Here is an 11615-nt window from a genome sequence, read left to right as displayed (position 1 = left end):
CGACTCAAGACCGGTCCGCCGGTCCGCTGACCGGCGCGGGTTTCATAAACCGGCCCTCGCCCGAGGTACCGCGAAGAACCGCCCTGACCTGCGCCGTAGGCAGGGCGGTTCTCCTTTTGCCTCCGGAATTGAGGAGTGTTGGACCCGTTGGGTCCAATAGGTCCGATCAGGCGCCGGCGGGGGCGGTGTAGGTGATCCCGAGGTCCCCGGCAGCGCTGGCGGCCAAGGCGACCACCTTCCAGATGGCGGCGGGGATCTTCGGAGCAGGGTCGTCCCACTTCTCGCCGAAGAACTCCACGACCAGCGCGCTGGTCTTGCCGTTCGTCCCCTTGACCGAGAACGTGACCTGCTCGGCCTGCCAGGGGTCCTGCTGGACGCCGGCGAACTTCACCCGTGCGTGGTACGCCTCGTAGGCCTTGCCGCCGTGGGTGAGGGCGAGCGTGCCGCGCTGCAGGTCGATGCCGACCTCGATCTGGGTGTCCTCCCGGACGACGGCCGGGTTGCCGGTGGCGCTCAGCTCCATGGGGTGGTCCTCTCGTTGGTGGTCGTTGACGTGGCTGGTCTTCGGTTCGCTCGTGTTCACGCGGGGCCGGCCTCCGGATTCGTCCAGGGCTTGCCCCAGCCGATCGCCCGGTCGAGCGCGGCCAGCAGCGCCGGCTCCCAACCGGCGGCCGCCAGCTCTGCGGTGCCGCGCAGGCCTGCCTCGCCGAGCACGCCCAGGAGCACGCGGTGCTCGATGCCCGCGGCCCAGGCGTCGCGCACGGCCTGACGGGCGACGACGCGCGCGGCCAGCTCCGCAGTGGAGCCCTCGCCGCCGTCGGCCCGGGCTGCGGCCAGCGCCGTCCCGGCCGAGGCGACCGCCGCCAGCAGCCCAACCGCCTGCTCGGCATCCACCTCGCGCGGCGCCCGCTCGGCCTTCGGCGTCACGCCGCGCCGCAGCTGCTCCATGCGGGTCGGCAGCGGCGCCCAGGAGGGCTCGCCAGCCAGCTCGTCGTTGGTCTCCACCACCGCCCGGGTCCAGGCCCGGGCCAGGCCGCGCGGCATCAGCGGCGTGCCCGGCGGCACCGCCTGGCCGTCGTGGTGGTTGGCGTGCAGGGACACCCACAGCGCGGTCGCCGTGCCGCCGATCCGGGCCAGCAGCGCCTGGCGCTCCGTCAGCCAGCGCCGCAGCGCCGCCCGGGCCAGCCCCGACAGCGCCACCAGCTCCGGGTACGCCTGGTCCTCCGCCCAGCCCTGCGGCCGGCGCAGCAGCCGCACCTCCTCCAGGGTCGGCGACAGGTCCTCCAGGGCGACCGCGCACAACTCGCCGGCCCGGGCGGCGGTGTCCGCGACTACCGCGCCGATCGCCAGCATCCGCACCTGTCCCACCCGGGCGTCGGCCCGGTCCGCCAGTTCGCGCAGCGACTCTCGCAGCAGCGCCCGCGGCCGCGGCGCCACCGGCCGCTTGCTCGGCGGGTCCGGCTGCGGCGGCAGCTGGGCGAAGGCCTCGGCCTCGCAGGCGGTGACCAGCAGGCCCAGCACCTCGATGCGGGTCTGCTCGCTGTTGTCGGAGGCCCGCCCGGGGTCGCGGGCCGCGCGCACCCGCAGAGCACCGCTTCGGGCCAGCGCGAGGTAGGCGCCGACCGACTCGCGGCGGAACAGGGTGCGCGCGGTAGCGCTGGCGTCGTCGCTGAGCGGGTGGTCGGCGTGGCCCAGGGCTCGGCCGTACTCGTTGGCCGCCCACGTCACCTGGCGGGCCCGGGACGCGGAGACGGCCGGCCAGGAGTTCACCTCGGCGGCCGCCGCCTGCAGAAGTGCGCGGCCGGTCAGCGCGCCGTCCACGGTCACTACGCGCCCCCCTCGCCGCGACGGGTGGCCTGCCGGACTCCGCGCGTCGCCGGCGACCAGGACAGCGCCTCGCCGCCGTGGAACTGGCGGAAGGCGGTGTCCTTGGTCAGGGTGGCCGCCTCGGCGATCTGCGACCAGGTCGCCGGCCTCTTCTCCGGCATGCCCTTGCCCTGCAGCGCACTGTCGGCCGCTTCGTGAGCGGCCCGCCCGGCGGCGTCGGCCAGCAGCATCAGCAGCTCGATCCGCATCAGCGGGTTCCAGGCCAGGCCGACCGCCTGGGCAAGCAGGGCCACCCGCGCGTCAGCCGACTCGGCTTCCCGGGCCTGCCCGGCGAGGTCGGCGATCTGGTCGACCAGCATGTCGACGTTGTCCATCCGAATCCCTCCGTTGTGTCCACACAACAACGGGGAGAGCGTAGCCGGTTCCCGTTGTCTGCACACAACGATCCGGAATATTGGGCCCGTTAGGTCTAACGGGCCCAATTTCTCCGAGGGCACGGCGCTGCGGCTACTTCTCGCTGGCCTTCTGGGCGTCGGGCGCGACCTTGCGCAGCCGCTCGGCGGCCTGCAGCAGCCGGGACATCTCCACCATCACCGTGCCGTGGGCGTCGCTGTCGGACGGGATGAACCCGGCGCCCTCGCGCAGCTGCTCGACGAGCGTCTCGATGGCGCGGGCGACGTCGGTGATCCCGCCGTCCAGGTCGCCGCTGGACGTCAGCCGTTCCTCGGCGCGGGCCAGCGGACCCTCCGGCTCCAGGCCGCCGCGGTCGAACTCGGCCCCGGCGTCCTGGCGGTGCTCGGCGACGACCGTGGTCAGGCCCAGGGCCGGGCGCATCCGGTGCGTCCCGTCGGGGTTGTCCGGGGCGACCGGCTCGGCGCACGGGGTGAGGTGGGCGACGACGCTGTGCACCGCGTCCTCGATCGGGCCCGGGCGGCTGACGGCGTGCTCGGAGAGGAAGAGCGGGGTGTCGCCCGGCAGGGCGGCGAGGATGGCGGCGAGCTCCCCGGTGGTGGTCACCGCGCGGGACGCGGGCAGACCCTGCCTGAACCGGGCGGTCGCGGCCTCGGCCTCGGCGAGCAGCTCTTCCTTGGACGGCTCGGTCATTGCTCGTTCTCCTGCGGGTCGGGGCCGGCCGCCGCCTGCGGCTCGGCGTGCTGGGCGTTGATCCGGGCGGCCATCTCGCGCTGCTTGGCCGCCCGGGAGAGGTGTTCGTCGGCGAGGGTGGGCTGGAGCTGGGCCAGGCGCTCGTACACCTCGGCGCTGCTGGTGTGCACGTCCTCCCAGCGCCGCAGCGCGGCGACCCGGGCCTGCCGGTCGTCGAGCGCGGTGAAGGTCGCGTTGTACGCGTCGGTGCCCTCGGTCTGCAGCTCGGTCAGGCGGATCTGCAGCAGCCACGCCTCGGAGCGCTCCGCGTCGGCGCCCTCCTGTTCGACGGCGTTGCGCGGGTCGACGGCGGCCAGGCCCGAGGTGATGGCGAACTCCTCGCCCGGGTACAGCTCGGCGTACCACCGGTCCAGGGTGTGGGCCAGGTGCGCGCTGCCGAACCGGCTCGCGTGGCGGCGGTGCAGCAGGTTCCAGCCGCCCACCACGGTCCCCCACCGCTCGTGGGCGGTCTGCTTGGTGGTGCTGGCCGCCGCGCCGATGTCGGCCCAGCTCGCGCCGCGCTCGCGCTCGACGATGACGGCCCGTTGCACGACCACGTCGGCCAGGCGGCGAAGGTCCAGCGCGTCCTTGAGGAAGGTGCCCGGCTCGGCGGCCGCGGTCCGGGGCTTGAGCGGGTAGTTCTGCAGGATTTCGTGTGCCAGCTCGCTGAGCGCGTCCGCGTGCGCCACGTACGCCTCGTCCAGCGGGGTCAGCCGGGCGTTGCCGGGTGCCGTGATGGGGTTCTCCGGGGTCTCTGCCATGCCGTCAGGATAGACCTGACGGCACCAAATCGTCAGGTTTTCCCTGACGAAACCGGGGAGTGCGTCAGGGAGGACCTGACGGCGCGCGGAGGCCCGGACGCGCCGGGGGTGCCGGCGATTGGACCTGTTGGGTCCAACGGGCCTGACATGGCCTGGCCTGCGACGCTCCACCGGGGCGCGAGGCTCCGCCGGTCCTGACTTCAGGTCAGCTGACAGGGGGCCAGGTGGGAGACTGTCGGGATGAGTACCGCGCGCCGCCTGCTGAGCACCGGACCCCTGCCCGTCGAGCACCGCCAGGGCGAGGAGCAGGCCCTGGCCCGCCGGCGCGGCGGTTCGATCGAGCGGCTGCTGGTGCCGGAGGCCGGCGCAGGCGTCGAGCTGGCGGTCGCCGAGCAGGGCCCGCGGCCCGTCCGGCGTCCGCTCGGCGGCGGTGTCGAGCAGGGAAGGGATGAGCCCGCCGGGGAGGTCGGGAGCGCCGCCGGCTGACCGCCCTGCCGATCAGCTGGGCCGTGCCGGTCCGGCGTGGCTCTCGTTGGCAGGCCATGGGGTGGAATCTCACGGAGGAGGGCGCCGGGCGGCACCGCAGGCCGCGCGGCGAGAGCGCGCCACGGATCTGCACCTGCGGCACCTGCAGCGGGCCGGCGGTGTGTCCGCCGCCGACTGGGCCGCCCCGGCACGCCAGACCCCGCCCGGAGGAGCTGGCCGTCCTGGTGACCACCGAGCCCGAGCCGGCCGAGGCTGACGACGACCAGCCCCTGGCCCCGGTTGTGCCGCTGCGGCGCCGGGTCCGCTGGAACCACTGAGGCAGGACACCGGGCCTGATCGACCGCCAGGGCGGCGCCACAGAAGGCCCCTGGCGCCCCGTCGCGCCGCACCCGCCCCCCGCGATGCGCGAACCCGAGATCGCCCGGCAGGCGGCCGCACAGCACCCCGGGCCGGTCCTGCCGCAGTCAGCCCGGGCGTAGCCCGGTCCTCTTAGGTTCTGACCTCGGCCACCGGCGGGCCGCGCCCGGCACCGGTCGGGCGGCCGGTCACGGCCGCACGGGCGGGGACGGAGCACGCGCGGCCCGTAAGGCAGCACTACCGGCACTCTGCGCACCGCGCACCTTCCTGGGTTTCCGCTTCTCCACGTGCCAACGGCGGCCAGCCACTACGCGCGGCCGGGGCCGTGCCGCCTCGCGGCGCGGCCCCGGCCGCGCCCTCTCCCAAACCCCTAACAGGCCCTCGCGCCCGTATCCGGCACTGTGTGCCGACCTCCGCCGTACTCGGGTGCGGGTCAGAGGTGGCTCGGGTTCCTGGCCTGGGCTTTCCGGGTGGGGGGTCGCCTCGGCGACGGTGGGGTGAGCGGGTATGGCGGGGACCACGGCGGGGTTTCGACTGAGACGGGCCGGACGCGCTAGGGCCTGTTAGGGGGCTTTGGGCTGGCGGATCGGTTCCGGCGCTTGCGCCGGCGGGCGCGGCGACGCCGCTGCGACGGCCGGCCACCTACTACCTGTAGGTGGCCTACGGCGTTCAGCGGCGCACGCGCCGCAAGGCGCAACCCGTCTTTGGTCTAGGTCAACTTGGTCTAGTTGACCTTGGTGTAGTTCTGGCGCGGCGTGTTTGCCACCTCGCACGGTGGCGTTTTCACCGCCGCGCGAGGTGGCGTTTTCACCACCACCGGACGTGGTAAAAACACCACCTCCGGGCTGACCTGCGGTTTTACGCGAAAACGGGCCGAAAACCGGGGTGGATGCGCCGCGAAACCGGGCCGGTTTTCGGGGGAGGACGGTCAGCGCGGACCGCCCTCGGCGTCGGGCGGATCCACCGGCGAGCGGCGGATTTCGTACCAGCGCCAGCGGTGCCGGGCCGCGTCGGCGCTGAGGTCGAAGGCCTCCCCGATTCGCGCCCAGGAGGCGCCGGCGGCCCGCTCGGCCAGCACGGCGGCCACCACCAGGTCCCGCACGTGCCGCTCGACGTCGGCGGCCGCCGTCGCCAGCAGGCCGGGCGCCCTGCCCTCCGCGAGGGTCACCTGCAGCAGCACCTCCCGCATCGCTTCGACGCGCAGCTGCAGCTCGCCGCCGAACTGGGCGGTGGCCGCGTACGGCTCGGCGGCCCGGGCGGCCCGCTGGCGGGCGCGGTAGGCGGACTGGCGGCAGGTGCGCGGCCGCGGGCAGTACCGCCGGCCCCGGCCGCTGGCCAGCGGAGCCCGGCACCACTGGCAGCGCCGACTGTCACCCACCAATGGACCGTACGGCCGCTGAGCCGTGACGGCCACCGCTCCGTTGTCCGGGCACAACCGGCGGCCGATGTGAGCGGGATGCCGTTGGTTCGGCACAACGAGAGTGGGCAAGCCGATGCCCCGGGGCGGCGGGCGCCGCCCCGGGGCGAGGTCGGGGGTTCAGTTCTGGTCGGTCAGCGGGCGGCGGCCAGGCCGTCGGCCTGCAGCTGTCGGACGCCCCGGCACGGGCCGCACAGCCCGTCGTCCTCCACGAAGGCGGTGCGGTGGCAGTCGGTGCCGTCCCGCTGCGTTCCGCGGCACGGCACCACCTCCCACGCGCTGCCGGAGGGGGCGGAGGCCTGCGCCGGGTCGTCGGCGGCCGGGCCGTCGTGCGGGGCGGCGACCCGCGCCATGCGGGCGTCGTGGGCCTGCCGGGCCGCGGCCTGCACCGCCATCCGGGCCGCCAGGAGCTGCCCGAACCGGCTCGCGCCGTCCCGGGCGGCCGCCTCGCGGGCCTGCCGAGCTAGCCCGAGGGCCACCTCGCGGGCCACTTCCAGCTGCGCGGCGCGGTGCTCGCCCGTGACGAACGTGCCGTCGATGGCCGCCTGGTCGGCGGCCTTCACGATCTGCTGCTCGATGTCCTCGGCGCACGGGTCGCAGACCTCGCCGCCGGTGCCCCGCTCCCGCTCGCAGGCCGGGCAGACCGCCTGCAGCCGGTCCGCCTGCCGTTCGGCCTGGCGCACCCGGGAGCGGGCGGCCTTGTGGTCCTTGGTGCGCTCGGCGCACAGCACGCAGCCGGCGCCCGTGGCGAGCACCCTGCCGTCCTCGCAGCCGGGGTCCGGGCAGTCGCCGGTGCGCAGCATCGCCACGGCGGCGCCGACCGGCCGGGCGAGCTCGCCGGCCTCGAACTTGGTGGCGTAGCCGTGCTGCACCCAGCGCCGCGACACCCGGTCGACCAGCTCATCGACCGTGCGGGTGGACAAGGCCTTCGTCACCGCGGTCACCAGGGTCTTCGGGCGGTCGGTGTGGGCGGTCTCCTTCATGGCGTTGCGCAGCTCCTGAGGGAACGCGGCCAGCACCTGCAGCACCGCGTCCGGCAGCGCGATCTCGTTGGACCTGACGCCCGCCGGCTTCGGCCGCGCGGGCTTCGGCGCGGCGGCCGCGGCGGCGTGGTCCGGCGGTGCGGTCTCCGCCGCGGCCGGGCCGGCCTGCGCCGGGACCGGGGCCTTCGCCGTCGCGGTCCGGCCCTCCGACCTCGCCGAGCGCACGTCCGGGTTCGCCTCGTAGAACGCCTGCAGCGAGCGCAGCCCCTCGAAGCCGGCGGGCGGGTTGAACCGCACGACGTACCGGTACCCGCGGCGCATCCCGCCGTTGTACCGGTACTCCTCCACCCGGAGCGCGCCCAGCTCCGCCAGCTCCTGCCGGTACCGGGCGACCTGCCGGTCGTCCTTGAGGCCGAGCACCCGCGCGATGGCGACCTGCTTCGGGCAGGCGATCCGCTGGCCGGGCGTGCGCTGGTTGATGTGCTCCGCCAGGAAGGCGTACATCCGGTACGCCTGCGCACTGCACCCGCACAGCAGCAGCCAGACCGGAACCATCGTGAAGAACGTCGGCCAGTCCTCGTCTGGGACCAGCTCTTCGCCCTGGTCGTCGTCGTACTCGAACCCGCTCACCGGTCACCGCCCGGCGTGTCGATCGCCAGGGCATGTGGTGCGGGACCAGTGGTGTTGCGTACGCTCAAGGGAGCGCACCTCCTGTAGCTAAGAGCAAGGTGCTTTGACCGGGTCCGAGCGTTGGCCCGCTCGTTCGGTCCGTACATGGCCCCGCTTCTGCGGGGCCTGTTGCGTTCTAGGGGCCCATCTTCTCCCGTGGTCGCGCCCTCTCCGCAGGTGACACACCCGCGTCATTGCTGGACAGTAACGCCAGAAGCTGCATGGCCTGCGGGCTTTTATGCCAGCTGGGCGTCACACGGTGGCGAAGGTGCGGCAGACGGCGGTCGCGTCGTCGCTGCACTTGAACCTAGGCCACCGCTCCCCCACCGGGTCGCCGGCCTCGGTCCGCCGCGTGCGCTCGATCAACGCCGCTGGCCCATCGCCCTGCAGCACGTCCAGCAATTCCGGCCACGTCAACTCGCCGAAGGTGTCGACCAGCCTTGTGGCCCCATCGGTGAGCAGAGCCGCCCGGTGGACGGATGAGCGGGGAACGCTACCGGTGATCGCGTGGCGCGCGGCCTCCGGCTCGGTGCTGGCCACCCAGTAGCCACCCGGGCGGTTCCGGACTTCCCGCTGCGCGGTGACCAGGATCGACACGAGCGCGGCCTGCTCGGCCGTGCCGCCGGGAAGAGCGAGCGCGGCCGCGAGCTGGTCGCCCGCGACATCGTCCACCCGCTTGTCCGTCAGCACCGTGCACCCGTCCGGGCCGTCCAGGAGCAGGACGCTGTCCGACAGCACCAGGTAGTCGAGCTGTTCGCCGCTTTCGCGGAGCATGGTGACCGTTGTGGCCGGCACCGCTCCCCCGTCGAGTGCGCAGGTTCCCCGGTGCAGATCGTTGACTTCCCGGATCACGCTCGCCAGGGCATCGTCCAGCGGGACGGCCGCGGCTTCCGCTGCCGCGAGAAGCCGAGTGCCGACCTCCCGGACGAACCAGGGCGTACCGTGCACGCAGCCCATCGGCAGGTCGCGGGGGGCGGACAGGCCGTCCAGGACGACCACGGAGTTGAGGCCAACGAAGACGGCGTCTTCGTTGGCCCGCTCGCCCCCAGGGGCGGAGGCGGCGCTGATCTGCATCATGATCCCTCGGGTCGGTAGAACGGGGTGATCCGCTCGCTGCTGGTGATCTCCCGCGTCTTGGGGTCGAACGTCGAGCGGATCAGCACTGAGAAGCGCCGGGTCTTGAGGGTCTGGTACGCCTCGGGCATCCCGGTCTGCAGCCAGTGGATGACCCCGGCCGACCCGATGGCGTGGATGCCGGCGACGTACAGAAACGTGCCCCGGCCGTCCGGGCGGGGGAGCCGGGCGAAGTACGCGACGTCGGCCGACTGGCCGTCCGCGTCCATGGGCGACCGGTACTCGACAACGGACTCCGGGTCGGAGTGGTCCTCCAGGTGCCACCCGTTGTCGTCCTTGTCGAACCGGAGGTGCCGGTCGGACTCGAGGATTTGGGCGATCAGCGGCGACAGGCGGGGTCCGCAGATCACCACCAGGTCGTCCCGGTTCAGGTTCACGAGCCCGGGCGGGGGGATGACCTCATACCGGGCGTCGAGCTGGAGCTGCGCCGCCAGGTCCCGCAGGTGCTCGTACGACCGGAAATCCTCGGCGGCCACCACCGGGGCGACCAGCGGGTCCTGCTTCGGACGGTTCTCGACCTTCCCCCCGAGCGCCACGGTCAGCGCACCGGTGCCGAGGAATGCGCGGTGCACCGGCGGACCGCTCTTGCCGCTCTTGATCTGGGAGACCCTGCCCTTGCTCAGGCCCAGCGCCGCGCCGAGGTCGTCAGCAGTCATCGTCTTGGCTCGCAGGATCTCCTGCATCGCCTCGTTGCGGACCCGGGTGGCCTCGGTGGCCCAGTCTGCGAAGTTGCTGGCCAGCGTGTTCGCGGTCTTGGCGCGCGTGAGCGGGTCGTCCAGCTGCTCTAGGGCTTTGAGCTCCTGGTTTTCCATGGCACTCCTTCCTCCGTCGTCGTCAGGTTTAGCCCATTAAACACCATCGCGCAATGGCCTTGACTCGCTGCGGAGCGTCGGCCTATGGTCATCCCACAGCAACGGTTTAGCGAGCTAAACCCGAGCGAAACAGTGGGGGAAACCCTCCTGTTTGCCGTGCCCGCTAGGCGGTCCGCGGCACCCCGCCGGCCTCACGGCTACCGGCGACCGCGCGCCTCGTTGCGAATGGGTCGTCATGAGCTGGAGGAACCGGTCGGTCTTTGAGAACTCAACAGAGTGCTGAACTTCGGGCCGCGGCGCCCCTGCCGTCCTTCAGGACGAGACAGCCCTCTCACCTGCGGGTTTCCCATGGGTGGGGTCTTGAGCGGGGGGCTGGCCGCACGGCAGCCCGAGAGCAGATCACCAGTGGACCCCGGGGGTGGGGTCGGGGTGCGACTCCCCGTCTGCTCACGAGCACCGCGTCCGCGGTGCGGCCCCCGGCACGGCGCTCGCAACGCCATGTGTGCCGGGGGCACGACGGACCACCAGCTGTAGGAGCTGATCCGCATGACCATCATGCCGCCCGACCTGCCGCTGAACGCCAGCGGGATCGTCAGCGACATCTACGACTCCATCGGCGAGGCCTTCTCGGTCTTCGCCGAGGTGCAGAGCCTGGCCGGCCTCGGTATCCACCTCGCGGTCGAGGTGGAGCCGGGCCGGATCTGCGCCACCCTCACGGTCGAGCCGCGTGCGGCGGCCGTGCTGCCGGCGCTGCTGGCCGAGATCGACGCGGCCCGGCCGGGCGCGCTGCCCGGCGGCCGACTGGTCGTCACCGGCTCGATGTGCCAGGGCACCGTGATCGTCCGGGTGCTCATCCCGGAGAACTGGGTGAGCGCCGAGGAGCTGGCGGTGCTGACCGGCACCGTCTCCGCCGACCCCTCCACCCTGCTGTGACCGCCGAGGAGCAGGCGGCCGCCGTCCGGGCCGCCCAGGAGGCCGCCGACCGCGCCGAGGCGATCCGTCTGCAGATGCAGGCCGAGCTGCAGCGGCACGGACAGACCATGACGCAGATGGGGGTCGGCCAGTGATCCGGTTCATCAAGGCCAGGAAGCACCGCGTCCGCCTCCTGGAGGAGCGGATCGCCGAGCTGGAGACCGAGAACAGCCGGCTGGAGCTGGCGCTGCTCACCGAGAACAGCCGGCTGAACCTGGTCATCACCGACCTGAGGGTGCAGCAGATGGTCGAGGAGCAGCTGTGGGGCACGATCGCGCGCCTGGTCGAGCTGGCCGAGGCGCCGATCTTCGCGCTGGTGCGCGACGGCCGGGCGGTGGGTGTGTACCGCTCCCGGGAGGCGGCGCTGGACGCCGCCCAGCGCCGTGACCCGGACCGCACCTTCTCGTGGCAGCCGGCCGCGCCGGAGGCGGACCTGCGCCAGGGCTGGGTCATCACCACGGTTCGGCCGCCGGCGCTGACAGCGCGGGAGCGGGGGCCGGTGCGGGAGGAGGTGCTGGCCTGGCGCGAGCACCTGTCGGCGGTGCGCCGCCAGCTCGTAGAGGAGGGGCTGGCGCAGGAGGCGCTGGCCATCGAGGCCCCGCGGGGCGGAGAGGCGGTCGAATCGTGAGCACGCTGAACACCACCCACGCCCAGGCGTTCCACGCGGAGCACGGCGACCCGACGACCTGGGCCGCGGTGGACTTCGAGGTCCACCAGAACCTCGCCCTGATGGACCGGGCGGCCCGGCGCGAGCGCTGGCGCCGCCCGGTGCGCCGGGCGGCGGCGCTGCTGCTGACGGCCTACGTGCTGCCGCTCTACCTGCTGGCCGAGGTCGTCCACCAGGTGCGCGGCTTCGCATGGCTGCCGCTGGACCACCACCTGGACCGGGTCGACGACCGCTTCGCCGCGATCGAGCAGTCCGGCATCCGCGCCGGCGACCAGGCGTTCGTCGAGCGCCTGGGCGCCGCGGTGGACCGGGTGACCGACAAGGTCAGCCGGCTGGTTGCCGGCCCGGCCCGTCCCTGACCTTCCCCGACGACCCGAGAGGAGTCGC

General features: G+C 73.5%; 14 protein-coding genes. 5 read left to right on the top strand and 9 right to left on the bottom strand.

Annotated elements, in window-relative coordinates; genetic code table 11:
• Positions 1 to 166: 166 nt before the first annotated feature.
• The 5 genes from ACSMTC_RS00165 to ACSMTC_RS00145 form a co-directional block, all read right to left on the bottom strand.
• Complete coding sequence (locus ACSMTC_RS00165; RefSeq protein WP_436557548.1) at positions 167 to 583, bottom strand: hypothetical protein; 417 nt, start codon at positions 581 to 583, stop codon at positions 167 to 169.
• Positions 580 to 1827 carry a hypothetical protein gene (locus tag ACSMTC_RS00160; protein ID WP_436557547.1) on the bottom strand — a complete coding sequence of 416 codons (1248 nt, stop codon included), beginning with the start codon at positions 1825 to 1827 and terminating at the stop codon, positions 580 to 582. Before ACSMTC_RS00160 ends, ACSMTC_RS00165 begins: the two co-directional genes overlap by 4 nt.
• Positions 1827 to 2201 carry a hypothetical protein gene (locus ACSMTC_RS00155; protein ID WP_436557546.1) on the bottom strand — a complete coding sequence of 125 codons (375 nt, stop codon included), beginning with the start codon at positions 2199 to 2201 and terminating at the stop codon, positions 1827 to 1829. Before ACSMTC_RS00155 ends, ACSMTC_RS00160 begins: the two co-directional genes overlap by 1 nt.
• Before the next feature lie 133 nt (positions 2202 to 2334).
• Positions 2335 to 2931, bottom strand: coding sequence for a hypothetical protein (locus ACSMTC_RS00150; protein ID WP_436557545.1), 597 nt, complete (start codon positions 2929 to 2931; stop codon positions 2335 to 2337).
• On the bottom strand, positions 2928 to 3731 hold the full coding sequence (locus tag ACSMTC_RS00145) for a hypothetical protein (protein WP_436557544.1): 804 nt from the start codon (positions 3729 to 3731) through the stop codon (positions 2928 to 2930). The genes ACSMTC_RS00150 and ACSMTC_RS00145 overlap by 4 nt, the downstream gene beginning before the upstream one ends.
• 240 nt (positions 3732 to 3971) lie before the next feature.
• Between ACSMTC_RS00145 and ACSMTC_RS00140 the strand changes: the two genes are divergently transcribed.
• Positions 3972 to 4217 carry a hypothetical protein gene (locus tag ACSMTC_RS00140; RefSeq protein WP_436557543.1) on the top strand — a complete coding sequence of 82 codons (246 nt, stop codon included), beginning with the start codon at positions 3972 to 3974 and terminating at the stop codon, positions 4215 to 4217.
• Positions 4218 to 5502: 1285 nt separating this feature from the next.
• Here the strand turns inward: ACSMTC_RS00140 and ACSMTC_RS00135 are convergent.
• The 4 genes from ACSMTC_RS00135 to ACSMTC_RS00120 all read right to left on the bottom strand — a co-directional run bounded on the left by ACSMTC_RS00135 (position 5503) and on the right by ACSMTC_RS00120 (position 9589).
• Entirely contained in the window at positions 5503 to 5952 is a 450-nt protein-coding gene (locus ACSMTC_RS00135) for a hypothetical protein (protein WP_436557542.1), read from the bottom strand.
• A 173-nt stretch (positions 5953 to 6125) separates the two neighbouring features.
• Positions 6126 to 7604 carry a hypothetical protein gene (locus tag ACSMTC_RS00130; protein ID WP_436557541.1) on the bottom strand — a complete coding sequence of 493 codons (1479 nt, stop codon included), beginning with the start codon at positions 7602 to 7604 and terminating at the stop codon, positions 6126 to 6128.
• A gap of 291 nt (positions 7605 to 7895) precedes the next feature.
• A complete protein-coding gene (locus ACSMTC_RS00125; RefSeq protein WP_436557540.1) occupies positions 7896 to 8642 on the bottom strand; it encodes a hypothetical protein in 747 nt (248 codons plus the stop codon).
• A gap of 74 nt (positions 8643 to 8716) precedes the next feature.
• Positions 8717 to 9589 carry a helix-turn-helix domain-containing protein gene (locus ACSMTC_RS00120; RefSeq protein ID WP_436557539.1) on the bottom strand — a complete coding sequence of 291 codons (873 nt, stop codon included), beginning with the start codon at positions 9587 to 9589 and terminating at the stop codon, positions 8717 to 8719.
• A gap of 546 nt (positions 9590 to 10135) precedes the next feature.
• Between ACSMTC_RS00120 and ACSMTC_RS00115 the strand changes: the two genes are divergently transcribed.
• Genes ACSMTC_RS00115 through ACSMTC_RS00100 form a run of 4 tightly spaced genes read left to right on the top strand, consistent with a single transcriptional unit; the run spans position 10136 to position 11587 of the window.
• Positions 10136 to 10522 (top strand): hypothetical protein, encoded by a 387-nt coding sequence (locus ACSMTC_RS00115; protein WP_436557538.1) that lies wholly within the window; start codon positions 10136 to 10138, stop codon positions 10520 to 10522.
• Positions 10519 to 10656: a hypothetical protein gene (locus ACSMTC_RS00110; RefSeq protein ID WP_436557537.1), complete on the top strand. Its 138-nt coding sequence runs from the start codon at positions 10519 to 10521 to the stop codon at positions 10654 to 10656. The genes ACSMTC_RS00115 and ACSMTC_RS00110 overlap by 4 nt, the downstream gene beginning before the upstream one ends.
• Complete coding sequence (locus ACSMTC_RS00105) at positions 10653 to 11189, top strand: hypothetical protein (RefSeq protein WP_436557536.1); 537 nt, start codon at positions 10653 to 10655, stop codon at positions 11187 to 11189. Before ACSMTC_RS00110 ends, ACSMTC_RS00105 begins: the two co-directional genes overlap by 4 nt.
• Positions 11186 to 11587, top strand: a complete 402-nt coding sequence (locus tag ACSMTC_RS00100; protein WP_436557535.1) for a hypothetical protein — start codon at positions 11186 to 11188, stop codon at positions 11585 to 11587. Before ACSMTC_RS00105 ends, ACSMTC_RS00100 begins: the two co-directional genes overlap by 4 nt.
• The last annotated feature ends 28 nt before the right edge of the window (positions 11588 to 11615 follow it).

The organism is Kitasatospora sp. HPM-01-4 (assembly GCF_051374625.1).
GTDB lineage: Bacteria > Actinomycetota > Actinomycetes > Streptomycetales > Streptomycetaceae > Kitasatospora.
The sequence above is the reverse complement of the archived record's forward strand: the minus strand, read 5'-3'. Positions and strand labels throughout refer to the sequence as shown.